This window comes from Roseicyclus sp. (assembly GCF_052168335.1).
Classification (GTDB): domain Bacteria; phylum Pseudomonadota; class Alphaproteobacteria; order Rhodobacterales; family Rhodobacteraceae; genus Roseibacterium.
The window spans coordinates 1-20,563 of the sequence record NZ_JBQLZP010000279.1 but is presented as its reverse complement, the minus strand read 5'-3'; the positions used below and the strand labels follow the sequence as shown (position 1 = coordinate 20,563).

The window sequence follows — 20,563 nt, the reverse complement described above, 5'->3', positions numbered from 1 at the left end:
CGTCGCCTCGCGGGACAAGGCGCCCTACGTCGCCGCCAAGCACGGGCTCGTCGGCCTCTCCCGCGTCGCCGCGCTGGAATACGCGGCGGCCGGCGACCGGGCGAAGGGCGGCGTCACCGTCAACTGCATCTGCCCCGGCTGGACCGAGACCGCGATCCTCGCCCCGCAGATCGAGGCGCGCGCGGCGCTTCATGGCGGCGACCGCGACCTCGGCGTGGCCGAGCTTCTCGCCGAGAAGCAACCCTCGCTGCGCATGTCCGACCCCGCCGAGATCGGCGCCCTCGCCCTCTGGCTCTGCGCGCCGATCGCGCACAACGTCACCGGGACCGCGATCCCGGTCGACGGCGGCTGGACGGCGCAATAGCCCCTTCATCTTTCTCCAAATACCGCTCGGGGGAGCGCGAGGGGGCAGACGGCCCCCTCGCTCCGCGGCCTGCCCGGCGGCGCGCGCCGGGGCCACATAATCCCGCAAATCCGCCGCCGCGCCTTGCTGGCCTCGGCACGCGCCTCTACATCGCCCGACATGAGACGCTTCATCCCTTTCATGACGTCCGACCCCGTCGTGGCCGTCGTCCGCCTGCAGGGCGCGATCATGGCGAACCCGCGCGGCGCCGGTCTCAGCGATCAGGGCATCGCCTCCGCGATCGAGCGCGCGTTCCGCAGGGGCAAGCCGAAGGCGGTGGCGCTCGCCATCAACTCCCCCGGCGGCAGCCCGGTGCAGTCCTCGCTCATCGCCGCCCGCATCCGCCGCCTCGCCGAGGAGAAGAAGCTCCCCGTCCACGCCTTCGTCGAGGACGTCGCGGCCTCGGGCGGCTACTGGCTCGCCTGCGCCGCCGACCACATCTGGGCCGATCATTCCTCCATCGTCGGCTCCATCGGCGTCATTTCGGCGGGCTTCGGCTTCACCGAGGCGATCCACAAGCTCGGCGTCGAGCGGCGCGTCTACACCTCGGGCGAGTCCAAGTCGATCCTCGACCCCTTCCGCCCCGAGAAGGAGGCGGACGTGGCCCGGCTGAAGTCGCTCCAGTCCGACATCCACGAGGCCTTCATCGCGCATGTGAAGGCCCGCCGTGGCGCGCGTCTCTCCGATGACCCCGAGCTCTTCACCGGCGCCTTCTGGACCGGCGCGCGGTCGGTGGAACTGGGCCTCGCGGACGGCGTCGCCCATCTCGTGCCGAAGATGAAGGCGCTCTACGGCGACAAGACCCGCTTCGCCGTCTACGGCCCGAAGCGCAGCCTCTTCGGTCGGGTGGGCCTGTCGCTCGCCTCCGAGATCGCCACCGGCCTCGAGGAGCGCGCGGCCTACGCGCGGTTCGGCCTCCAGTGATCCTGAAGATCGTCTCCCTCTTCCTCGTGTTCATGGCGGTGCTTGCGATCTTCGGACGCCTGCGCCTCCCGAAGCTGCCGAAGAGGACGCGCCGCGACGACCTGCCCAAGCCCCGGCTCTGCAAGACCTGCGGCCGATACGACCTGCAGGGCGGACGCTGTCCGCATTGCGAAGAGGGGCGGGACTGAGCGCATGCTGACGGAATTCGCCCTGGCGGGGCTCGGCCTCGTCATCCTCCTCTTCGCCGGCGACATCCTGGTGAAGGGCGCGGTGAACCTGAGCCTCCGGCTGGGCATCCCGGCGCTGATCGTGTCGCTGACCATCGTGGCCTTCGGCACCTCCGCGCCCGAGCTCATCATCTCGATCAATGCCGTGCTCGACGGTGTGCCGGGCCTGGCGCTCGGCAACGTCGTGGGCTCGAACACGGCGAACGTGCTCCTCGTCCTCGGCATTCCGGCGATCCTCTCGGGGCTTCATGCCGGAAGCGACACGCGGCGCACGTATCTTTTCATGCTGGGCGGCACGCTCGTCTTCATCGCGCTGGCCTTCGCCGGTCCCTTCGGCTGGTGGCAGGGGCTCGTGCTTCTCGGGCTCCTGTCGCTCGTGCTGCTCGACGCGGCGCGCTCGGCCAGGGCCCATCGCGTCGCCGCGAGCGAGGCCGCCGCCGCCGCGCCCGTCGACGACGACCTCCTCGAGGAGGCCGACCCCGACATGCCGTGGTGGCGCATCGCGCTCTACGTCGCGCTCGGTCTCGCAGGCCTGCCGCTCGGGGCGGACCTCCTGGTGGACAGCTCGGTCGCCATCGCGACGGCCTACGGTGTGAGCGAGACGGTCATCGGCCTGACCCTCGTGGCCGTCGGCACCTCGCTGCCCGAACTCGCCACGACCGTCATGGCCGCGATCCGCAAGCACGCGGACGTGGCCCTCGGCAACGTGATCGGGTCAAACATGTTCAACCTGCTTGCGATCATCGGCATCTCCTCCCTCGTGGGGCCGATCCCCGTCGATCCGGGCATCCTCGGCTTCGACATCTGGGTGATGCTCGCCGCGTCCCTCGTCCTCGCGCCCTTCGTCTTCCTGCGCTGGTCCATGGGACGCGGGGTGGGCGTGGCCTTTACCGTGCTCTACGCGGCCTATATCTGGCTTCTTCTTGCGTGAGAGGGGGATAGGCATGACCGCACTCGTCACCGGCGCCGCGAAGCGCCTCGGCCGCGCCATGGCGCTCAGGCTCGCCGAGCGCGGGCACGACGTGGCCGTTCACTACGCCGGCAGCGCGGCGGAGGCCGAGGCGACCGCCGAGGCGATCCGCGAGATGGGCCGCCGGGCCGTCACGCTCCGCGCCGACCTGACGGTCGAGGCCGAGATGCAGGCGCTCCTCCCGCGCGCGGCCGAAGCGCTCGGGCCCGTTACCGTGCTCGTCAACAACGCCTCGATCTTCGAGTACGACAATATCGAGACCGCCACGCGCGAGAGCTGGGACCGGCACCACGAGTCGAACCTCCGCGCACCGTTCGTGCTCTCGCAGGCGATGGCGGCGCAGGTGCCGCCCGCCCGCCCGGACGAGAACGGCGAGCCCGAGGCGCAGGGCCTCATCGTCAACATGATCGACCAGCGGGTGCGCAAGCTCACGCCCGAGTTCATGAGCTACACCATCGCCAAGATGGGGCTCTGGGCGCTGACCCGCACGTCGGCGCAGGCGCTGGCGCCGCACGTCCGCGTCAACGCCATCGGTCCGGGTCCGACGATGCAGGGCGCGCGGCAGTCCGACGGCCACTTCGCCCGCCAGCGCGCAGCCACCGTGCTCGGCCGCGGCGCCGACCCGGAGGGGATCTGCGCCGCTCTCGACTACCTCCTTTCGGCGCGGGCCGTGACGGGGCAGTTGATCTGCGTGGATGGCGGCCAGCACCTCGCCTGGGCCACGCCGGACGTCCTCGGGGTCGAGTAGGCGGCCCCGGGCGCTCCGTGGGCATTTCTCCACCGCGGACGCTCAGGTAACAGTCGCGTTAACCCACCGTTGCGGTGTTGTAAAACAGGCGGAAAGAACAAAAATAATTCATTGAAAACAGTGCCTTGAAAAAGTGCATAAAAAACGTGCAGTCTCCAGAAGCGGGCCGAAAACAAGGAAAAATCCGGTTGGCCCTGCAATTCTCCGCAAGGATATCCACAGCAGTGGGGGATAGCTGGAGCCTTGAATTCGCCGCAAGTACGGTGCAGCCGCGCCGAGAATCGGAATGAGGCCGAACCGATGCCCGAAGAGACCCGGACGGAGGCCAAGACGGGCCACGAGGTGATCCACGGATACCTCCGTTCGCTCGACAATTCGCCGGGCGTCTACCGGATGCTCGATGCCCAGAGCCGGGTGCTCTACGTCGGCAAGGCGCGGGCGCTGAAGAAGCGCGTCTCGAACTACGCCAAGCCGTCGGGACACTCCCCCCGGATCGCGCGGATGATCCGCGAGACGGCCTCGATGATGTTCCTGACGACGCGGACGGAGACCGAGGCGCTGCTGCTCGAGCAGAACCTGATCAAGCAGCTCAAGCCGAAGTACAACGTGCTTCTCCGCGACGACAAGAGCTTCCCCAACATCCTCGTCAGCCGCGAGCACCCCTATCCGCAGATCAAGAAGCACCGCGGCGCCAAGCGCGAGAAGGGCGACTATTTCGGCCCCTTCGCGAGTGCGGGTGCGGTCAACCGCACGCTGAACCAGCTCCAGAAGGTGTTCCTGCTGCGGAACTGCTCGGACGCGACCTTCGACAGCCGCACGCGCCCCTGCCTGCTCTACCAGATCAAGCGCTGCTCCGGCCCCTGCGTCGGCCACATCGGCGCCGAGGACTACGCCGCCTCGGTCGCCGATGCCGTGCGCTTCCTCAAGGGCGACACGACCGACCTCCAGGCGCAACTCGCCGCGCAGATGGCGGAGGCCTCCGAGGCGATGGAGTTCGAACGCGCCGCCGCGCTCCGCGACCGCATCCGGGCGCTGACCAACGTGCAGTCCTCGCAGGGCATCAACCCGCGCGGCGTGCGCGAGGCCGACATCATCGCGCTCCACATGGAGGGGGGGCAGGCCTGCGTGCAGGTCTTCTTCATCCGCGCCAACCAGAACTGGGGCAACCGCGACTTCTACCCCCGCGTCGGTCCCGACATCGAGGAGCCCGAGGTGCTCGAGGCCTTCCTCGGCCAGTTCTACGACCAGAAGGAGCCGCCGCGGCAGATCATCCTCTCGCACCCGGTCGAGAACATGGACCTCATGGCCGACGCGCTCTCGCAGAAGCTCGGGCGCAAGGTCGAGCTCCTGGTGCCGCAGCGGGGCGAGAAGGCCGAACTGATCGACAGCGCGCTCCGCAATGCCCGCGAGAGCCTCGCGCGGCGGCTGGCGGAGGGGCAGGCGCAGTCGACGCTCCTCGAGGGGCTGGCCGAGGCCTTCGACCTCGAGGCGCCGCCGCGCCGGATCGAGATCTACGACAACTCCCACATCCAGGGCGCGAGCGCCGTCGGCGCGATGGTCGTCGCCGGACCCGAGGGTTTCGTGAAGTCGCAGTACCGCAAGTTCAACATCCGCGGAACCGATCTCACGCCCGGCGACGACTTCGGCATGATGAAGGAGGTGCTGACCCGCCGCTTCGAGCGCCTCCTGAAGGAGGACCCCGACCGCGAGGGCGAGGCCTGGCCCGACCTTCTCCTGATCGACGGCGGCGCGGGGCAGGTCTCGGCGGTGAAGGGCATCCTCGACGATCTCGGGATCGAGGACGTGCCCTTCATCGGCGTGGCCAAGGGCATCGACCGCGACCAGGGCAAGGAGGAGTTCCACCGCCCCGGCCAACCCGTCATGGCGCTGAAACGCAACGACCCCGTCCTCTACTTCGTCCAGCGCCTGCGGGACGAGGCGCACCGCTTCGCCATCGGCGCCCACCGTGCCAAACGCGCCAAGGCGGTTTCGGCCACGCCCCTCGACGACATCCCCGGCGTCGGCGCCACCCGCAAGCGGGCGCTCCTGGCGCATTTCGGCAGCGCCAAGGCGGTCAGCCGCGCCAACCTCGCCGATCTCAAGGCCGTGGACGGCGTGAACGAGGCGCTCGCGCAGAAGATCTACGATTACTTCCAGGAACGCGGGTAGCGCCCCGTCTCAGTTCCGCACGCGGACACGGATACGGTCGCCCTGCAACTCGAAGGTTTCCCGTCCGGGTGTCGTCGCCGTGAAGATGATCTCGACCGCCGGCGTGGTTCCCCCGCAGCGGCGGGATTGGCGCTGACCCGGCCGCCCGATGCTCAGCGTTCCGGTCGAGAGTGCCGGAACCCGCACCTCGCCCGCACCGGGCAATTGCCCGCACTCCCCGCGATAGCCGTAGATCACGGCCGATTCCCCGACGCTCAACGTCACGCTCTCGCGGTAGGGAATTTCGTTGGCACCTTGGGACAGGGCAGCCATCGGGCTGAGCGCAAGGGCAAGGGCAAGGGCAAGGCGGCGTGAGATCATGACGGGTTCCCGGTCTGGCTTGCCGATGGCGGGCACAGGCCCGCTGTCATGGCAACGGTTTCGATGCCCCCGATGCTATCGGTTCGCCGTGTCCCGCCTAGGTATCAAGACTCATACCGGTGGCGTCAGAAGCCCGTCCCGAAGCGCCACCGCAAGCGCCTGTTCCCGCGTCCGCGCGCCCAGTTTCCGGCGGGCCGAGGCGACGTGCTTGCCGACCGTGACGTTTTCGATGCCCATCCGCCACGCGATCTCGGAGCTTCGCAGCCCGAGCGACAGGAGATGCAGCGTCTCGATCTCGCGCGGGCTCAGCGAAGGGCCGGTCCGATAGCGCCGGTTGCCCGTTTCCGCGTGCTCGGGTCGGCACCAGACGGCGATGGTGGCGACCAGCAGCCTCTGGGTGGCGCGCCCCTCGTCTGTATCCAGATAGGCCGCGCCGTCCCGTGTCCGGCAATAGGTGACGATGCCGCCGGGCCTTTCGCCCCGCCAGGCGGGCGAGAGGCACACGTATCCGACCCCGTGATCGGCCAGCAGGCGCACGAGCGCATGCCCTTCCTCCAGCAGACCGCCAGATGCGGGAAGGTTCTCCAGATCGGCGGCATCGGCCGCGGTGCTGTGCGCACAGTGCCGCATCCACGGGTCGGTCTCGTGCAGCCGAGCGGCGATGTAGTCCCGCATGAGGGAGGCGGGCGTGCTCGAGACGATGGCGATCGCCTCGGGCATTCCGCGCGCCGCCGTTCCCGCGGTGATCCAGTCCACCCCGATCTCGCCCATGAGCCGGGAGGCTTCGTCCCACCGGGCGCTTTCGGTCGCGCAGGCGGCCAGCCGGTCATGCGCCTCCAGCACCCTGTCCTGAAGCGCGCTGTGCAAGACCGTGACCCTCGAACGCCAGAAACTGCGTGCAGTCTAGGCGCTTTGCAACCCTAGGGCGATTCCTTTCTTCGGCCGGACCGCCCGCCGGACTGCACCGCGTTCAGCGCATCAAGCCGCCGTTGCAGGAACAGCGCATCCGCGACCGTGGGGGCGTCCGCGATGGCGCGGCGGTAGGCCAGCGCCGCAGCCTGACGCGCCCCGGTCATGACGAGCAGCGCCGCCCGCGCCGCGTGCCAGGGCTGGTAGTCGCGCAGCTCCGGCGCAAGCGCCTCCACGATCTCCAGCCCGCGCGCGGGATCACCCGCCTCGGCCAGCGCCACGGCGCCATTCAGGCGCACCACCGGCGTCGGCTCGTGCCGCCAGAGCGCGCCGTAGAGCGCGGCGATCTGCGGCCAGTCGGGGCCGGCCTCGGCCATCTGGCAGTCGGCGATGGCGGCCTTGATCTGGAACGGGCCCGGCATCCGTCGCGCCACCGCGCGTGCGAGGATGGCGCGCCCCTCCGCGATCCGCCCTTCGTCCCACAGGCTCCGGTCCTGTTCGCCGGGCGGCAGGCTCGCCCCGTCCTGCCCGATCCGCGCCGCGCGGCGAGCGGCGGTCAGGAGCATCATGGCGAGCGCGCCCTCGACCTCGGCGTCGCCGGGACGCAGGCCGTCGATCAGCCGCACGAGGTACTCCGCCTCGAGGCAGAGGTCGCGCGGCTCGCCGGGGCCCGCCACGTAACCCGTGGTGAATATGAGGTAGATGCTCGTCAGCACGGTCCCGAGGCGCGCGGGCCAATGCTCGGCATCCGGCACGGAGAAGGGAATGCCGGCGGCGGCGATCTTCGCCTTCGCCCGGCTGATGCGCTGGCCCATCGTCGGCTCGGCGTCGAGGAAGGCGCGCGCGATCTCGGGCGTCGTGAGGCCGCAGACCGTCCTCAACGTCAGCGCGACGCGCGACTTCGGCTCGAGCGCGGGGTGGCAGCAGGCGAAGATCAGGCGCAGGCGCTCGTCGGGGATCGCCTCCGGCTCGGGTGCGGCCTCGTCCTCGGCGAGGCCCGCCAGCGCCGCGGCCTTGCGCCCGTCGCGCGCCGCGCCGCGCAGCCGGTCGATGGCCTTGCGGCGCGCGACCTTGAGAAGCCAGCCCGCGGGCTGCGACGGCAGGCCCGACCGCCCCCAATGCGCCAGCGCGGAGACGGCGGCCTCCTGCAGCACCTCCTCGGCGAGCGCGAGGTCGCGCAGCCCCGCCGCGAGGATGGCCAGCAGCCGCCCCCGGTCGGCCCGCATCACACGGTCGAGTTCCCTCGACACTCCGATGGCGCTGGCCGGTCCGGGGGCGGTCGTCATGGGATCAGCCCGCCGGGTCGTAGTCCATCAGCGGGCGCACCTCGATCGTGCCGAACCGCGCCGAGGGGATCAGCGCGGCGTATCCGAGCGCCGCATCCAGGTCGGGCACGTCGATCACGTAGTAGCCGCCGAGGTGCTCGCGCGTCTCGGCGAAGGGACCGTCCATCGTCTCGACCCTGCCGCCCTTGATGCGGAGGGAGGTGGCGGTCTCGACGCCCTGTAAACCCTCGCCCGCCCGCAGGACGCCATCGGCCTTCATGCGCTCGTTGGCGGCGAAATAGCCGCCCATCATCTCGTCGAAGGCGGGGGTGCCGTAGGCCGGTTCCTGCGCGGGGTCGTTGTAGATCAGAAGCATGTATTTCATCGGGTCACTCCTGCTCGAACACTTCGACCGGCCGCACCTCGACCGATCCGTAACGGGCCACGGGAATCTCGGCTGCGAAGGCGAGCGCGTCCTCCATCGTCGCCGCCTCGATCAGGAAGAAGCCGCCGAGATGCTCCCGCGTCTCGGCGTAGGGCCCGTCGGTCGTCTCGATCCGGCCGGCATGGCGGGTGATGGTGACGGCGGTGTCCGCGCCCAGCAGGCCCTCGCCTGCGAGGACGGTCGCGCGGTCCTTCATCCGCGCGTCGAGACTGAAGAACTCGGCCATCATCGCGTCGAACTCGGGCGTGCCGGGGACGGGGTCCTTCCCGGGTTCGGCGTAAAGCAGGATCATGTACTTCATGGCGTTTCCCTTTCAGAGCCCGAGGACACGCGCGCCGATGGCCGCCATCGCCGCCAGCGCGGCGAGGAGGTTCGTGCCGTTGCCGAGATAGCGGAGCGGGTGGCCGGCATTGCCGGGGACCAACCCGAAGGGATGTGCGAGCCGTCCGATCAGCAGGAGCGCGCCCGAGACGTGCAGCCAGAGGGCGGGCGCACCCATGCCCTCGGCCAGCATCATCAGGATCAGCACGAAGGCCGACCATTCGGCGCAATTGCCGTGCTGGCGGATGCGCTGGAGGAGGAGGGCGTCGCCGCCGTCGCCGAAGGACACGCCCGCCGTCCCGCGCACCGAGGAGACGCGGAACCAGAGCGCCAGATAGATCGCCGCCACCGGCAGCGCGTAGAGAGGGGTTACTTCGAAAACCATGGTTACTCCTGACTGTCTGAGGGTTTCGATACCCCATGGACGCTCGCGATGCGCGGAATTCGACATTGGCCCGAACAAATACTTGCGTGGTCTCCGCGCGGGCCGGTCCGTGCGCGGGAACCCCGGACCCGAGGGAGCGATTGGGCGAGTGATGCAGACCGCACGCGCCATCCCGTCCGCATGGCCCCGGCCATGACGAGCCCGCGCAAGAGAGGCATTCCATCGGACCCACGGGCGGGATACACCCGGCCCATGCGCTGGTCCGTGCCCAATTCCCTGACCGTCCTGCGCCTCGTGGCGGCGCCGCTCGTCGGACTCGTGTTCCTTGTCCTGCCCCGGCCGACGGCGGACTGGGTCGCGCTCATCCTCTTTCTCTTCGCGTCGCTGACGGACTATCTCGACGGCTGGCTCGCGCGGAAATGGGGCCAGATCAGCCGCTTCGGCGCGATGCTCGACCCGATCGCGGACAAGGCGATGGTGGTGATCGCGCTGGCCGTGCTGCTCGGGCTCCACGGCATCTCGGACTGGACGCTCATCCCGATCACCGCGATCCTCTTCCGCGAGGTCTTCGTCTCGGGCCTGCGGGAGTTCCTGGGTGCGAAGGCGGGCCTCCTGAAGGTCACGAGCCTCGCCAAGTGGAAGACGACCGTGCAGATGGTGGCCATCGCCCTCCTGTTCGGATGGGGCCTCTTCGACCATTACTTCATCATGCAGACCTTCGGCATGTCGGCCGAGATCGTGAACGGCATCCTCTCGGGCGAGATCGCCGACGACGTGGGCCTGTGGTGGAAATACCAGGGACTGATCGCCACATCCTATGGCGGGCTGATCCTTTTGTGGATCGCGGCGGCGCTGACGCTGGTGACGGGGTGGGACTACTTCCGGAAGTCCCTGCCTTATCTGAAAGACGACGCCTGAGGGGGCCGGACATGAAGATCGAGATCCGCTATTTCGCATGGCTGCGCGAACGCCTCGGCACGGCGCAGGAGACGGTCGAGACCGAGGCCGCGACCGTGGCCGACCTCGTGGCCGAGCTCTCCGCGCGCGACGAGGGGTACGCGCACGCCTTCTCGGACACGCGGGCGATCCGTGCGGCGGTGGACCAGGACCTCGTCGAGTTCGACGCGCCCATCGCCGGCGCGCGCGAGGTCGCCTTCTTCCCGCCGATGACCGGGGGCTGAGCGGGATGGAACCCGTGCGCGTGCAGGAGGAGGCCTTCGACATGGGGGCCGAGCTCAACGCCTTCGCGGCCTCGGTCGCGGGGGCGGGGGCGATCGTCAGCTTCTCGGGGATCACCCGCGACGTCGCGTCCGGCGATCTCGAGGTCATGGAGATCGAGCATTACCCCGGCATGACCGAGAAGGCGCTCGCCCGCATCCGCGACGAGGCGATGGCCCGTTTCGGCCTTTCCGCCGCGATGATCCTGCACCGCCACGGCCGCCTCGGACCCGGCGATCCGATCATGATGGTCGCGACCGCCGCGCGCCACCGCGCCGACGCCTTCGCCGGGGCGGAGTTCCTGATGGATTACCTCAAGTCCCGCGCACCCTTCTGGAAGAAGGAGATCACCGGCGCGGGCGCCGAATGGGTCGCCGCGCGCGACGAGGACGAGGACGCGCTGTCCCGCTGGTGAGCCGCCGTCAGCCGTGCGGCTCGGCCATCTGCTCGATATAGGCCCGAAGCTCCTCGACCTCGGCGCGCGCCTCGCGCAGTCCCTCCATCGCGGAGCGGAGTTCGGCCTCGGTCTGGCCGAGCTGTCCGGTCAGCTCCGTCTCGCGGCTCTGGAGATAGGCGATGGCCTGGTCGCGCGTCTCCTCGGCGTCGTGCAGCGCCCGGGCGAGTGCTTCCATCTCGCCGAGATCCGCGCTCGACACGCGGCTGAAGCGGGCGACGACCCAGTGGGCGAGCCAGCCGAGACCGAAGGCCACGAACAGGATGATCGCGATGGCGATGATGAATTGCAGCCTGTCCATGCGGGGCCTACTCCTCCTCGTCCGCGCGTGAGGCGGCGGCCTCCGCGACACTGTCCGGCCGTTCCTGCGGGCGAAGCGAGAAAGGCCCGTCCGCCGCGGGTGCGCCCTCGGTTTCTTCCGCCTCGCGCGCGTCCACCTCGGCCTGCAGCCGGAACTCGATGCGGCGATTCCGCTCGCGACCCTCTTCCGTCTCGTTCGACGCGATGGGCTGCGTCTCGCCATAGCCCCGCGCGGTCAGGTTCGACACCAGCACGCCGCGCGCCAGAAGGCCGTTCAGCACCGCATCCGCGCGGCTCTGGCTGAGGCCGAGGTTCATCTCCTCGCGGCCCTGGCTGTCGGTGTGGCCGCCGATCTCCATGGGCACGTGCATGCAGTCGGGCAGGATCTCGGCGATGCGGTCGAGGATGCCCGCGGCCGCGCCGGTGATCTCGACCGATCCGGGGTCGAACACGATCTTGCTCTCGGCCTGCACCGCCTCGATGGCGGCGACGCATTCCTCGGGCGTTGGCAGCGAGGCCACCGGGTCGAGCTCCTCGTCGTAGCGGATGTCGAGCTGGAAATCGGCGCCGGCGCCGAGTTCCTCGCTCAGCTGCCGCGTGAGGTCCGAGCGCAGGTTCTGGTCGCCGGTCCGGCCGCGCAGGCTGAGCGTCTCCGGCTCGAGGGTGAGCTGTCCGTCGTGCAGACGCGCAAGCGCGCGCAGACCCGCCATGGCGCGCACCGCCCAGCCCTGCGGAAGGTCCGGAACGGCCCGCGTGGCGAGGTCCGTGCGCTCGCGGCCGAAGAGCGAGAGGGCGAAGGCCGCGACCGACTCGCCCACCGGGCCCTCGGGCACGCGGCCGCGCAGGCTCACCCCGCGCTCGGCGTCGAGCGTGGCGAAGAAGCGCGCGGGTCCGGCGGTGGCGCTGGTCGTCTCGGACAGGACGCCGGTGAGCGTGAAGACCTCGGGCAGGGCCGCGTCGAGCTCGCCGATGACGCGGTCGAACTCGTCCTGCTCGGTGCCCGCCGCTGCGATCAGCGTCACGTCGGCGTCCGTGAAGGCGAGCGTCCCGGCCCCGAGCTCCGTCAGCGCGGCGAGACCCGTCTCCACCGCCTGTGCCCAGGTCGGGCTCGGCGCGCCGAGGCCGATGGGGCATTCCACCTGGCCTTCGACGCCGGCGCGACGCGCGGCCGTGACGATCCGTTCCTGCGCACGCACGGTATCGGCCGAGCAGGTCTCGAACCGAAGGCCCTGGGGGGTACGCACTGCGCGCAGCGTGAAGGGCGAGAAGACGGGGCGCGGGGCCGAGATGTCGAGAATGACCTCCACGCCGGCCGGTTGCGCGCGCTGCAATTCCGCGATCCAGAGCGCCTGCTGTTCGGGGCTGTCGCTGATCGCCTCGACCTCGACCCGGTCGGCATAGACCGTGACCTTCGAGCGCGGCAGCCGTTCCAGCGCCCGGAATCCGAAGCCGAGCGCCGAGATCCAGGTGTCCGGCGCGGGATAGTCCGCCGTCTCGACCATGTCCGTCACTTCCGCCCCGTCGGCGATGTCCTCGATGGCGGCCGCGACCTCTTCGCCGCCGTTCACGCCGGGGACGAGGCCGATGATCTGGATGCCGTCGCCGTTCCGCAGCATGTCGAGCGAGAAGCGCGGAGCGGGCGCCGCGTCCGTCACCTCGATGTCGACCTCGTTCACCACCCGGTCCGCGTCGATCACCGAGCCCGCGCGCGATTCCGCGAGGAAGCGGCTCGCCTCGTCGGGGGCCGTGCCGCGGAGGAACACCTGGAGGCCGTCCGCGCTGACCTCCGCCCAGCCGAAGCCCTCCTCGGCGAGGACGGCGCGGACCTCCTCGGTCGAGCGCCGCTCGATCGTCGTCGCCGCGATGATCGCCACGACCAGCGACAGCGCACCGGCGGTGACGAAGGACAGGAGGGCGACGAGGGATGGCGAGCGGATCATGCGCGGGATTTCGGTCCGTGCCCGGCAGGGGCTTGGGTCCGGTTAGCGGTTTGCGCCGCGCTGTTCAATCGCGGCGGGCGTCACAGGAGGGCGGCGGCGGCGAAAAACAGCGCAGGCAGGAGGCCGGTGTCCCGGTTCGAGCGGAAGAGCCGAAGGCAGGTGTCGGCGTCGTCGATGTCGAGCTTCCCGAGCTGCCAGGCCATGTGCCAGCCCATCGCCCAGACGCCGGCCAGCGCGATCACGAGCGAGAGCACGTTCCCCCCGGGCACCAGCGCGACCAGCACGCCGAGCGACAGGAGCGTGACGGTCGCCATCATGAACCCGCGGAGCCAGGGGCCCGTGTTCTCGCCGAAGAGGCGCGCGGTGGACTTCACGCCGATGAGCGCGTCGTCCTCCTTGTCCTGGTGGGCGTAGATCGTGTCGTAGAACAGCGTCCAGGCAATCCCGCCCGCGTAGAGCAGCACCGCCGGAAGCCCCAGCGAGCCCGTGTGCGCCGTCCACGCGAGCAGCGCGCCCCAGTTGAAGGCGAGGCCGAGGAAGACCTGCGGCCACCAGGTGAAGCGCTTGGCGAAGGGATAGACCGCGACCGGCAGGAGCGACAGGATGCCGAGCGCGATGGCCGACCCGTTGAAGGTGATCAGGATGCAGAAGGCGATCAGCGACTGCACCACGAGCCAGCCGAAGGCCTGTCTCGGCGTGACGCTGCCCGAGGGAATCGGCCGCGACTTCGTGCGCGCGACCGAGCCGTCGATGTCGCGGTCGGTGATGTCGTTCCAGGTGCAGCCCGCCCCCCGCATCAGGAAGGCGCCGATGGCGCATCCCGCGACGATCCAGAGGTCGAACCAGGCGAGCCCCCCGGGATCGGCCGCCGCCGCCAGCATCACGCCCCACCAGCAGGGCAGGAGCAGCAGCCACGTCCCGATCGGCCGGTCCGCGCGGCTGAGCCTCAGGTAGGGGCGCGTGCCCGCCGGTGCGAGCGTGTCGACCCAGTTGCCGCGCACGGCGTCGTGGACGCGCCCGTCCTGCGCTCCGGCCTCTGGCCTTCCGTTCGCCTCGCCCATAGGTTCCGCCTCATGTCGCGTCCCAAGATACGGCTCCATGTAGAGCATCCCCTGAGCCAAGGGCAAACGGTCGACCTGTCGCGCGAGCAGGCGAACTACCTCTTCGCGGTCATGCGCCTGTCTCCCGGCGACGAGGTCGCGCTGTTCAACGGGCGGGACGGGGAGTGGCGGGCGCGCGTGGCCGACGGCTCGAAGCGCGGCGGAACGCTCGCGGTCGAGGAACAGACCGCGCCGCAGCAGGACCCGCCGGACCTCTGGCTCCTCTTCGCGCCGATCAAGAAGGCGCGGACGGACTTCATCGTCGAGAAGGCCGCCGAGATGGGCGCCGCGCGCATCCTTCCCGTCCAGACCGACTTCACCAATTCCGAGCGCATCCGGCAGGACCGGCTCCAGGCCCATGCCGTCGAGGCGGCCGAGCAGTGCGGCGGAACCTACGTGCCGACGGTCGAGGAATTGCGGCCGCTCTCCGCCGTGCTCGACGCCTGGCCCGCGGACCGGCGCCTCGTCTTCGCCGACGAGGCGCTGGTGGGCGCGAAACGCGCGCTGGCCGCCGCGCCCGACGCCGCGAAATGGGCGATCCTGACCGGCCCCGAAGGCGGCTTCTCGGACGCGGAGCGGACCCGCCTTCGCGGGCTGCCCTTCGTCACGCCCATTTCGCTCGGCCCCCGCATCCTGCGCGCCGACACCGCCGCTGTCGCCGCGCTGGCGCTCTGGCAGGCGGAGCGGGGGGACTGGCGGTGAGGCGTGCCGGACCGGCGGACCGGGAGGCGGTCGAGGGCTTCCTGCGCGCCCATCTGACCCGCGCGATGTTCCCCCTCTCGAACCTCGCCCGCTACGGGATGGACGGCGGCGAGGGCCGCGCCACGACCTTCTGGATCGACGAGGACGGCGGCACGGTCCGCGGCGTGCTGGGGATGAGCGGCGATGGCATGGTCCTGCCGGTCTGTCCCGAAACGGACCCGCGCGACATGGCCGGAGCCATTGCAGGGCGCCGGGTCATGGGCGTGATGGGCGTTGCGGCGGAAGTCCGCCCGCTCCTCGCCGCCATCGGCCTCGACGGGACGCGGAAAGCGCTCGACGAGGACGAGCCGCAATTCGTCCTCGACCTCGCCGGGCTCGTGGTGCCGGAGGGGCCGGGGCGCCTCGTCCCGCTCGGTCACATCCCGGAGGAGACCGCGATCGGCTGGCGCCGCGACTACCTCGTCGAGATCCTCGGCACGCCGCCGGAGAGGGCGGAAATCACGGCCGCCTCCGACATCGCCCATTACGTCGCCGAGGACAGTCACCGCGCCCTGGTCGACGGGGACACCCCGCTCGCCATGACCGGCTTCAACGCGCGCCTGCCCGACATCGTGCAGGTCGGCGCGGTCTGGACGCCGCCCCCGCGCCGCAGCCGGGGCCTTGCCAGGCGCGCCGTCGCCCTTCACCTCGCCGAGGCAAGGGCGCGGGGGGTGGGCCAAGCCACGCTCTTCGCCTCGGGGCCCGCCGCCGTCCGCGCCTACGAGGCGCTGGGCTTTCGCCGCACGGGAACGTGGACCATCGTCCTTCTGGCCGAACCCGAGGCCGCCCGTGGCTGAGCACCCGAGGACCACGCCGCCGACCCTGCGCCTCCACCTTTTCTTCGCGACGGAGAACGACCGCGCCGTGATCCTCCGGCAGGGGCCGTCCAGGCTCTTCCGCATGATCCTCTGGCACCGCGATACGGACAGGTTCGAGGACGGCCAGTGGCTGAAGCACAAGGTCTATGTCGAGCGTTGCGACCTGTCGCCGGACGGGCGGCATTTCCTGTTCTTCGCGCTCGATGGCAAGTGGGGCGGCGCGGCGGGCGGCAGCTACACCGCGATCTCGCGCCCGCCCTTCTTCACCGCGCGCGTGCTGCATCCGCAGGGCGACACCTGGGGCGGCGGCGGTGTGTTCCTGTCGAACGACACCTATGCCGTGGACGGCTGCGGCGCAGACGACATCCTCCGGCATCGGACGGGCCTCCGGCGTGTGCCGCGCGGCGCGCCGTCGCCCCTGTCGCTCCAGATCCCCGCGTGGACCGCGCTCCAGAAGGCGAAAGCGCAGCGGGTTGCCGACCACGGCTACCGCACGGAGGGCGCGCGGCTGCACCGCCTTGCGGATGGCGGCCTGATCCGGGATTTCACGGACATGTCCTTCGAGCCCATCCTCGCCCCCTATGCCGACACGCCTCGCGCCGCCTGGCACCCGCTGGACGGCGAGGGGGGCGGGCGATGAGCGGCTTTCTCCGCCCCGAGGCCGCCGCCGCGCTCCGCCGCTGGCGCGAACCGCTGGCGGCGCTGGCCGTCGTGGCGCTGGGCTTCTGGATCGCCGCGCGGCCGGGGCCGGTCGTGCAGGGCTTCGGCTGGGTGCTGGTCGCGGGGGGTGCACTCGCGCTCCTCCCCGCCTTCCGCCGCGCGCGCTTCGCCGCCTCGGGCGAGGCGCCGGGCGTGGTGCAGGTGGACGAGCGGCGGATCGTCTACATGGGACCGACCCATGGCGGCGCCGTCGCGCTCGACGAGTTGCAGCAGCTCTCGCTCCGCCGGATGGAGGACGGGCGCGCCGCCTGGGTGCTTGTGGAGGGCCAGTCGCTCCTCGTCATTCCGGTCGAGGCGCGCGGGGCCGAGGCGCTCTTCGACGCGTTCACGGCGCTTCCCGGCCTCTCCGCGCAGGCGATCCTGGCGGCGCGGGCGGGCACCGCACCCGGCACCGTCCGGCTGTGGAGCCGCGCACAGAACCCCGCCCTGATGAAGCCTTGACACGCCCCGGACAGCGGGTCACGTCTGCGCTCCGAAACCCGTGAGCAAGGCCGGAGCGCCGCATGTCCATACCCCAGTCCGGCGGCGGCCCCATCGAGCGGCCCGAGCAACTTGCGGAGTATCTCGAGGCGGGCTGCAAGCCGCCCGAGCACTGGCGCATCGGCACCGAGCACGAGAAATTCGGCTACTGCCGCGACACGCTGAAACCGCTGCCCTACGATGGTGCACGTTCGGTCAAGGCGATGCTCGAGGGATTGCAGCAGCGCTTCGGCTGGGCGCCGGTGCTGGAGGGCGGCAACATCATCGGCCTCCAGAAGGACGGCGCCAACGTCAGCCTCGAGCCCGGCGGGCAGCTCGAGCTGTCCGGCGCGCCGCTCGAGACGATCCACCAGACCTGCGACGAGGTGAACGAGCACCTGCGCGAGGTGCGGGAGGTCGCGGACGCCATCGGCGTGGGCTTCATCGGCCTCGGCGCCGCGCCCGTCTGGCGGCACGAGGACATGCCGATGATGCCCAAGGGGCGCTACCGGCTGATGACCGACTACATGGACCGGGTGGGCACGCTCGGGAAGACGATGATGTACCGCACCTGCACGGTGCAGGTGAACCTCGACTTCTCCTCCGAGGCGGACATGGTGCAGAAGCTGCGCGTGGCGCTGGCGCTCCAGCCCGTGGCGACCGCGCTCTTCGCCAACTCGCCCTTCATCGACGGCAGGCCCAACGGCCACAAGTCCTGGCGCAGCCGCGTCTGGCGCGACCTCGACGCCGCGCGGACGGGAATGCTGCCCTTCGTCTTCGAGGAGGGGATGGGCTTCCAGGCCTACGTCGACTACGCGCTCGACGTGCCGATGTACTTCGTGTACCGCGACGGGCGCTACATCGACGCCCTCGGCCAGTCCTTCCGCGATTTCCTGAAGGGGCGGCTTCCCGCGCTGCCGGGTGAGGTTCCGACGCTCAGCGACTGGGCGGACCACCTCACGACGATCTTCCCCGAGGCGCGGATCAAGAAGTTCATCGAGATGCGCGGCGCCGATGGCGGCCCCTGGCGGCGTCTCTGCGCGCTGCCCGCGCTCTGGGTCGGGCTCACCTACGACCAGCGCGCGCTCGACGCGGCCTGGGATCTCGCGAAGGACTGGGACGCCGAGACGCGGGAGGCGCTGCGCGTCGCGGCCTCCGTCGATGCGCTCGACGCCAAGGTGGGCGGGATCGACATGCGCAGCCTCGCGCGGGACGTGCTCGCCATCGCGGAGGAGGGGCTGAGGGCGCGCGCCCGGCCCGGCGCGGGCGGCCTCATCCCCGACGAGACGCATTTCCTCGCCGCGCTCAGGGACAGCGTCGAGACGGGCCGGGTGCCCGCCGACGAGCTCCTGGACAAGTACCACGGCGAGTGGGGCGGCGACCTCGACCGGATCTACGCCGAATACAGCTACTGAGACCGTTCAGGTCCGGCGCATCGACTTGTTTCGCTCGATCGCGGGCAGGACGCGGGCGCGGTAGTAGTTCTCGAACTCCGCCTTGCGCTGGGCCGCGACCTGGCGGCCGAGCTCCTCGTCCATCTCCTTGACGAGCGCGGGGTGCCCCGCCTCGCGCACGGGCCGCGGCCGGTCCGGGATCGGGTCCGGGCCGAAGCGGTTGTTGCCGCGATCGCTGGGCAGGCAGAGAACCACGATGAACCAGATATAGGCCAGCATCGGAAGGGTCACGGCCATCAGCATCAGGGCGGGCGAAGGCGCGCCGTTGGCGCCCCCGGCCGAAGCCGCGAGGAAGGTCATCACGAACGCCAGCACGAACGCGAGGAGGAACGGCTTGAACATCCACCAGCCGCTGCGCCCCGTGTCGTGCAGGCGGCGGACCGTTACCGCGAGATACGGGATGTAGACGAGGATGACCTGTCCCACGGTGGAGTAGATCACCACCTGGCGGACGTCATCCTGCTTCAACAGGCTTTGAACTGCGCGCGGGTTGTTGGCGAGGGCGAGGACGTCGGTGTTCGACGATAGCCACCGGACCATCACGACTTGCGCGACCACGCCGAGGATGAACACGAAGAGGGCATACCACCAGTACTCCGCCCGCCGCGCGCGGCCGGAGAAGTTGAACATGTTTGCGTAGACCGAACCGACGGCCCTGAACATACCCATGCGGTCACGCGCCCCATGACGAGATTGCCCGATGAAGGAAACAAAGCCGCAGAAAATGGCCAATCCGTGGCGTCCGAGGGACCCGGAGAGGGAAAAACGCCTTTCTCCCCGCGCGCGGCGTGGTTGCGTTCCGGGATTCCACCATTGAGGGGATCGCGCGCGCGTCCTTCACTCGGGCCAATTCAACCTGAACGGAAAGGGACAGACCCATGCGCGACTTCTTCATCAACGCCTTCGAGAAGCTCGTCGGCGTCATCATCGTCCTGCTCGTCGTCGGCGTCATCGCCGCCGCGGGCTTCATCGCCTTCGCGCCGCCCACGCCCGAGCAGCCCACGGGCATCCTGCCCGGCCTCGCGGTCCTGATCGGCGGCCTCGTCTACGTCGTCTTCGTCGGCGGCGCGCTGTATCTCGGGCTCGGAATATACCAGAACACGCGGCGCATGGCCGAGGCGATGGACCGGCGGCAGCCCTAGCTCTTGCGGCCGATCCGCGATTCGGTTCCCGCCCTGAGGCGCGCGATGTTCTCGCGGTGACGCCAGAGGATGAGCGCGGCCAGCAGGATGCACAGGACCGCAAGCCCTGGCACGCCCAGGACATGGGCCCAGACCGGCGACAGGACCGCGGCCACCAGCGCCGAGAGCGAGGAGTAGCGCGTGATCCCGGCCGTCACGAGCCAGGTCGCGCAGGCCGCGAGGCCCAGGGGCCAGGCCAGCGCGAGCAGCGTGCCGAGGAAGGTCGCCACGCCCTTGCCGCCGCGGAAGCCGAGGAAGACCGGGAAGCAGTGGCCGAAGAAGGCGGCGAAGGCCGCGACCTGCGCCGCATCCTCGGCGCCCACCAGCGCGCGGGCGAGGAGGACGGCGATCCCGCCCTTGCCCGCGTCGAGCAGCAGCGTCAGCGCCGCGGCCGTCTTGTTTCCCGTGCGCAGCACGTTCGTGGCCCCGATGTTGCCCGACCCGATCTTGCGCAGGTCGCCCAGACCGAAGGCCCGCGCCATGACGATGCCGAAAGGCACCGACCCGAGGAGATAGGCCAGAAGCGCCACGAGGCCGAGCGTCGGCGCGCCGGTTTCGAAGACGGGGATCATGCGGTGTGTCCGTTCCTGTCGTGGACGCGGGTGCCCCCGACCCAGGTGCCCGCGACCCGGCCTTGCAGGAGCGCTCCGTCGAAGGGCGTGTTCTTGGACTTCGAGCGCAGCGTCGCGCGGTCGAGGCGGAAGGGCGCGTCGGGGTCGAAGAGGACGAGATCGGCCGGCGCGCCCGGCGACAGGCGCCCGCCCGGCAGCCCGAAGCGCCGCGCCGGGTTCAGCGTCATCGCCGCGAAGAGCCGGGGCAGGTCGAGCGCACCCGCATGGTAGAGCCGCATCGCGGCGGGCAGCAGCGTCTCGAGCCCCACCGCGCCGCTCGCCGCCGCCTCGAAGGGCAGGCGCTTGGACTCCTCGTCCTGCGGCGTGTGCATCGAGCAGATCACGTCGATCGTGCCGTCCGCCACCGCCTCGACCATGGCGAGGCGGTCATCCTCGGACCGGAGCGGGGGTTTCAGCTTGAAGAAGGTGCGGAAGCTGCCG

General features: G+C 70.5%; 27 protein-coding genes. 15 read left to right on the top strand and 12 right to left on the bottom strand.

Annotated features, from left to right (window positions below; genetic code table 11):
- From ACTS11_RS08565 to uvrC, 6 genes are all read left to right on the top strand, one after another.
- A partial coding sequence (locus ACTS11_RS08565; RefSeq protein WP_442639906.1) for an SDR family oxidoreductase occupies positions 1-364 on the top strand: 364 nt, incomplete at its 5' end.
- 159 nt (positions 365-523) lie between these two features.
- Entirely contained in the window at positions 524-1,327 is an 804-nt protein-coding gene (locus tag ACTS11_RS08560) for a S49 family peptidase (RefSeq protein ID WP_442639905.1), read from the top strand.
- Positions 1,324-1,515, top strand: a complete 192-nt coding sequence (locus tag ACTS11_RS08555; protein WP_442639904.1) for a hypothetical protein — start codon at positions 1,324-1,326, stop codon at positions 1,513-1,515. Before ACTS11_RS08560 ends, ACTS11_RS08555 begins: the two co-directional genes overlap by 4 nt.
- A 4-nt stretch (positions 1,516-1,519) precedes the next feature.
- Positions 1,520-2,485, top strand: a complete 966-nt coding sequence (locus ACTS11_RS08550) for a calcium/sodium antiporter (RefSeq protein ID WP_442639903.1) — start codon at positions 1,520-1,522, stop codon at positions 2,483-2,485.
- 13 nt (positions 2,486-2,498) lie between these two features.
- Positions 2,499-3,272, top strand: a complete 774-nt coding sequence (locus ACTS11_RS08545; RefSeq protein WP_442639902.1) for an SDR family oxidoreductase — start codon at positions 2,499-2,501, stop codon at positions 3,270-3,272.
- A gap of 300 nt (positions 3,273-3,572) precedes the next feature.
- Positions 3,573-5,441, top strand: a complete 1,869-nt coding sequence (uvrC, locus tag ACTS11_RS08540; protein WP_442639901.1) for an excinuclease ABC subunit UvrC — start codon at positions 3,573-3,575, stop codon at positions 5,439-5,441.
- A 9-nt stretch (positions 5,442-5,450) separates the two neighbouring features.
- On the opposite strand, the gene ACTS11_RS08535 is transcribed toward uvrC, so the two are convergent.
- The 6 genes from ACTS11_RS08535 to ACTS11_RS08510 form a co-directional block, all read right to left on the bottom strand.
- Positions 5,451-5,801 carry a hypothetical protein gene (locus tag ACTS11_RS08535; RefSeq protein ID WP_442639900.1) on the bottom strand — a complete coding sequence of 117 codons (351 nt, stop codon included), beginning with the start codon at positions 5,799-5,801 and terminating at the stop codon, positions 5,451-5,453.
- A 111-nt stretch (positions 5,802-5,912) separates the two neighbouring features.
- Positions 5,913-6,668 carry an autoinducer binding domain-containing protein gene (locus tag ACTS11_RS08530; protein WP_442639899.1) on the bottom strand — a complete coding sequence of 252 codons (756 nt, stop codon included), beginning with the start codon at positions 6,666-6,668 and terminating at the stop codon, positions 5,913-5,915.
- A gap of 53 nt (positions 6,669-6,721) precedes the next feature.
- Entirely contained in the window at positions 6,722-7,996 is a 1,275-nt protein-coding gene (locus ACTS11_RS08525) for an RNA polymerase sigma factor (RefSeq protein ID WP_442639898.1), read from the bottom strand.
- A gap of 4 nt (positions 7,997-8,000) precedes the next feature.
- Complete coding sequence (locus ACTS11_RS08520) at positions 8,001-8,360, bottom strand: YciI family protein (RefSeq protein ID WP_442639897.1); 360 nt, start codon at positions 8,358-8,360, stop codon at positions 8,001-8,003.
- A gap of 4 nt (positions 8,361-8,364) precedes the next feature.
- A complete protein-coding gene (locus tag ACTS11_RS08515; RefSeq protein WP_442639896.1) occupies positions 8,365-8,721 on the bottom strand; it encodes a YciI family protein in 357 nt (118 codons plus the stop codon).
- Positions 8,722-8,733: 12 nt separating this feature from the next.
- Positions 8,734-9,126 (bottom strand): MAPEG family protein, encoded by a 393-nt coding sequence (locus ACTS11_RS08510; protein ID WP_442639895.1) that lies wholly within the window; start codon positions 9,124-9,126, stop codon positions 8,734-8,736.
- Between the two features lie 252 nt (positions 9,127-9,378).
- On the opposite strand from ACTS11_RS08510, the gene pgsA reads away from it, so the two are divergent.
- The 3 genes from pgsA to ACTS11_RS08495 are packed head-to-tail and all read left to right on the top strand — an operon-like array spanning position 9,379 to position 10,759.
- Positions 9,379-10,044: a CDP-diacylglycerol--glycerol-3-phosphate 3-phosphatidyltransferase gene (gene pgsA, locus ACTS11_RS08505; protein WP_442639894.1), complete on the top strand. Its 666-nt coding sequence runs from the start codon at positions 9,379-9,381 to the stop codon at positions 10,042-10,044.
- A 17-nt stretch (positions 10,045-10,061) separates the two neighbouring features.
- Entirely contained in the window at positions 10,062-10,307 is a 246-nt protein-coding gene (moaD, locus tag ACTS11_RS08500; protein ID WP_442639907.1) for a molybdopterin converting factor subunit 1, read from the top strand.
- A 5-nt stretch (positions 10,308-10,312) separates the two neighbouring features.
- Positions 10,313-10,759: a molybdenum cofactor biosynthesis protein MoaE gene (locus tag ACTS11_RS08495; RefSeq protein WP_442639893.1), complete on the top strand. Its 447-nt coding sequence runs from the start codon at positions 10,313-10,315 to the stop codon at positions 10,757-10,759.
- Positions 10,760-10,766: 7 nt separating this feature from the next.
- On the opposite strand, the gene ACTS11_RS08490 is transcribed toward ACTS11_RS08495, so the two are convergent.
- From ACTS11_RS08490 to ubiA, 3 genes are all read right to left on the bottom strand, one after another.
- Entirely contained in the window at positions 10,767-11,099 is a 333-nt protein-coding gene (locus tag ACTS11_RS08490) for a hypothetical protein (protein WP_442639892.1), read from the bottom strand.
- A gap of 7 nt (positions 11,100-11,106) precedes the next feature.
- On the bottom strand, positions 11,107-13,038 hold the full coding sequence (locus tag ACTS11_RS08485) for an OmpA family protein (RefSeq protein WP_442639891.1): 1,932 nt from the start codon (positions 13,036-13,038) through the stop codon (positions 11,107-11,109).
- A gap of 80 nt (positions 13,039-13,118) precedes the next feature.
- Entirely contained in the window at positions 13,119-14,099 is a 981-nt protein-coding gene (gene ubiA, locus ACTS11_RS08480) for a 4-hydroxybenzoate octaprenyltransferase (RefSeq protein ID WP_442639890.1), read from the bottom strand.
- 12 nt (positions 14,100-14,111) lie between these two features.
- On the opposite strand from ubiA, the gene ACTS11_RS08475 reads away from it, so the two are divergent.
- The 5 genes from ACTS11_RS08475 (at position 14,112) to ACTS11_RS08455 (ending at position 18,291) form a co-directional block, all read left to right on the top strand.
- Positions 14,112-14,840, top strand: a complete 729-nt coding sequence (locus ACTS11_RS08475; protein WP_442639889.1) for a 16S rRNA (uracil(1498)-N(3))-methyltransferase — start codon at positions 14,112-14,114, stop codon at positions 14,838-14,840.
- A complete protein-coding gene (locus ACTS11_RS08470) occupies positions 14,837-15,676 on the top strand; it encodes a GNAT family N-acetyltransferase (RefSeq protein ID WP_442639888.1) in 840 nt (279 codons plus the stop codon). Before ACTS11_RS08475 ends, ACTS11_RS08470 begins: the two co-directional genes overlap by 4 nt.
- Positions 15,669-16,337, top strand: a complete 669-nt coding sequence (locus tag ACTS11_RS08465) for a hypothetical protein (RefSeq protein ID WP_442639887.1) — start codon at positions 15,669-15,671, stop codon at positions 16,335-16,337. Before ACTS11_RS08470 ends, ACTS11_RS08465 begins: the two co-directional genes overlap by 8 nt.
- Positions 16,334-16,858: a hypothetical protein gene (locus ACTS11_RS08460; RefSeq protein ID WP_442639886.1), complete on the top strand. Its 525-nt coding sequence runs from the start codon at positions 16,334-16,336 to the stop codon at positions 16,856-16,858. Before ACTS11_RS08465 ends, ACTS11_RS08460 begins: the two co-directional genes overlap by 4 nt.
- 62 nt (positions 16,859-16,920) lie before the next feature.
- Complete coding sequence (locus ACTS11_RS08455) at positions 16,921-18,291, top strand: glutamate--cysteine ligase (RefSeq protein ID WP_442639885.1); 1,371 nt, start codon at positions 16,921-16,923, stop codon at positions 18,289-18,291.
- 6 nt (positions 18,292-18,297) lie between these two features.
- Here the strand turns inward: ACTS11_RS08455 and ACTS11_RS08450 are convergent, their stop codons facing one another.
- The gene (locus ACTS11_RS08450) at positions 18,298-18,960 is read right to left on the bottom strand and encodes a DUF805 domain-containing protein (RefSeq protein ID WP_442639884.1); all 663 of its coding nucleotides are present in this window, start codon (positions 18,958-18,960) and stop codon (positions 18,298-18,300) included.
- Positions 18,961-19,208: 248 nt separating this feature from the next.
- Between ACTS11_RS08450 and ACTS11_RS08445 the strand changes: the two genes are divergently transcribed.
- On the top strand, positions 19,209-19,472 hold the full coding sequence (locus ACTS11_RS08445) for a hypothetical protein (protein ID WP_442639883.1): 264 nt from the start codon (positions 19,209-19,211) through the stop codon (positions 19,470-19,472).
- Here the strand turns inward: ACTS11_RS08445 and plsY are convergent.
- Complete coding sequence (plsY, locus tag ACTS11_RS08440; RefSeq protein WP_442639882.1) at positions 19,469-20,083, bottom strand: glycerol-3-phosphate 1-O-acyltransferase PlsY; 615 nt, start codon at positions 20,081-20,083, stop codon at positions 19,469-19,471. The genes ACTS11_RS08445 and plsY overlap by 4 nt on opposite strands.
- Positions 20,080-20,563, bottom strand: a 484-nt coding sequence (locus ACTS11_RS08435; RefSeq protein ID WP_442639881.1) for an amidohydrolase family protein, incomplete at its 5' end; no start/stop codon positions are given. The genes ACTS11_RS08435 and plsY, both read right to left, overlap by 4 nt.

Coding starts and splice junctions, on each gene's coding strand:
- plsY (WP_442639882.1), bottom strand. CDS start 20,083: ATGATCCCCGTCTTCGAAACCGGCGCGCCGACGCTCGGCCTCGTGGCG.
- ACTS11_RS08520 (WP_442639897.1), bottom strand. CDS start 8,360: ATGAAATACATGCTTCTGATCTACAACGACCCCGCGCAGGAACCGGCC.
- ACTS11_RS08560 (WP_442639905.1), top strand. CDS start 524: ATGAGACGCTTCATCCCTTTCATGACGTCCGACCCCGTCGTGGCCGTC.
- ACTS11_RS08485 (WP_442639891.1), bottom strand. CDS start 13,038: ATGATCCGCTCGCCATCCCTCGTCGCCCTCCTGTCCTTCGTCACCGCC.
- ACTS11_RS08545 (WP_442639902.1), top strand. CDS start 2,499: ATGACCGCACTCGTCACCGGCGCCGCGAAGCGCCTCGGCCGCGCCATG.
- ACTS11_RS08515 (WP_442639896.1), bottom strand. CDS start 8,721: ATGAAGTACATGATCCTGCTTTACGCCGAACCCGGGAAGGACCCCGTC.
- ACTS11_RS08450 (WP_442639884.1), bottom strand. CDS start 18,960: ATGTTCAACTTCTCCGGCCGCGCGCGGCGGGCGGAGTACTGGTGGTAT.
- ACTS11_RS08510 (WP_442639895.1), bottom strand. CDS start 9,126: ATGGTTTTCGAAGTAACCCCTCTCTACGCGCTGCCGGTGGCGGCGATC.
- ACTS11_RS08445 (WP_442639883.1), top strand. CDS start 19,209: ATGCGCGACTTCTTCATCAACGCCTTCGAGAAGCTCGTCGGCGTCATC.
- ACTS11_RS08475 (WP_442639889.1), top strand. CDS start 14,112: ATGTCGCGTCCCAAGATACGGCTCCATGTAGAGCATCCCCTGAGCCAA.
- ACTS11_RS08535 (WP_442639900.1), bottom strand. CDS start 5,801: ATGATCTCACGCCGCCTTGCCCTTGCCCTTGCCCTTGCGCTCAGCCCG.
- ubiA (WP_442639890.1), bottom strand. CDS start 14,099: ATGGGCGAGGCGAACGGAAGGCCAGAGGCCGGAGCGCAGGACGGGCGC.
- uvrC (WP_442639901.1), top strand. CDS start 3,573: ATGCCCGAAGAGACCCGGACGGAGGCCAAGACGGGCCACGAGGTGATC.
- pgsA (WP_442639894.1), top strand. CDS start 9,379: ATGCGCTGGTCCGTGCCCAATTCCCTGACCGTCCTGCGCCTCGTGGCG.
- ACTS11_RS08525 (WP_442639898.1), bottom strand. CDS start 7,996: ATGACGACCGCCCCCGGACCGGCCAGCGCCATCGGAGTGTCGAGGGAA.
- ACTS11_RS08455 (WP_442639885.1), top strand. CDS start 16,921: ATGTCCATACCCCAGTCCGGCGGCGGCCCCATCGAGCGGCCCGAGCAA.
- ACTS11_RS08490 (WP_442639892.1), bottom strand. CDS start 11,099: ATGGACAGGCTGCAATTCATCATCGCCATCGCGATCATCCTGTTCGTG.
- ACTS11_RS08495 (WP_442639893.1), top strand. CDS start 10,313: ATGGAACCCGTGCGCGTGCAGGAGGAGGCCTTCGACATGGGGGCCGAG.
- ACTS11_RS08550 (WP_442639903.1), top strand. CDS start 1,520: ATGCTGACGGAATTCGCCCTGGCGGGGCTCGGCCTCGTCATCCTCCTC.
- ACTS11_RS08460 (WP_442639886.1), top strand. CDS start 16,334: ATGAGCGGCTTTCTCCGCCCCGAGGCCGCCGCCGCGCTCCGCCGCTGG.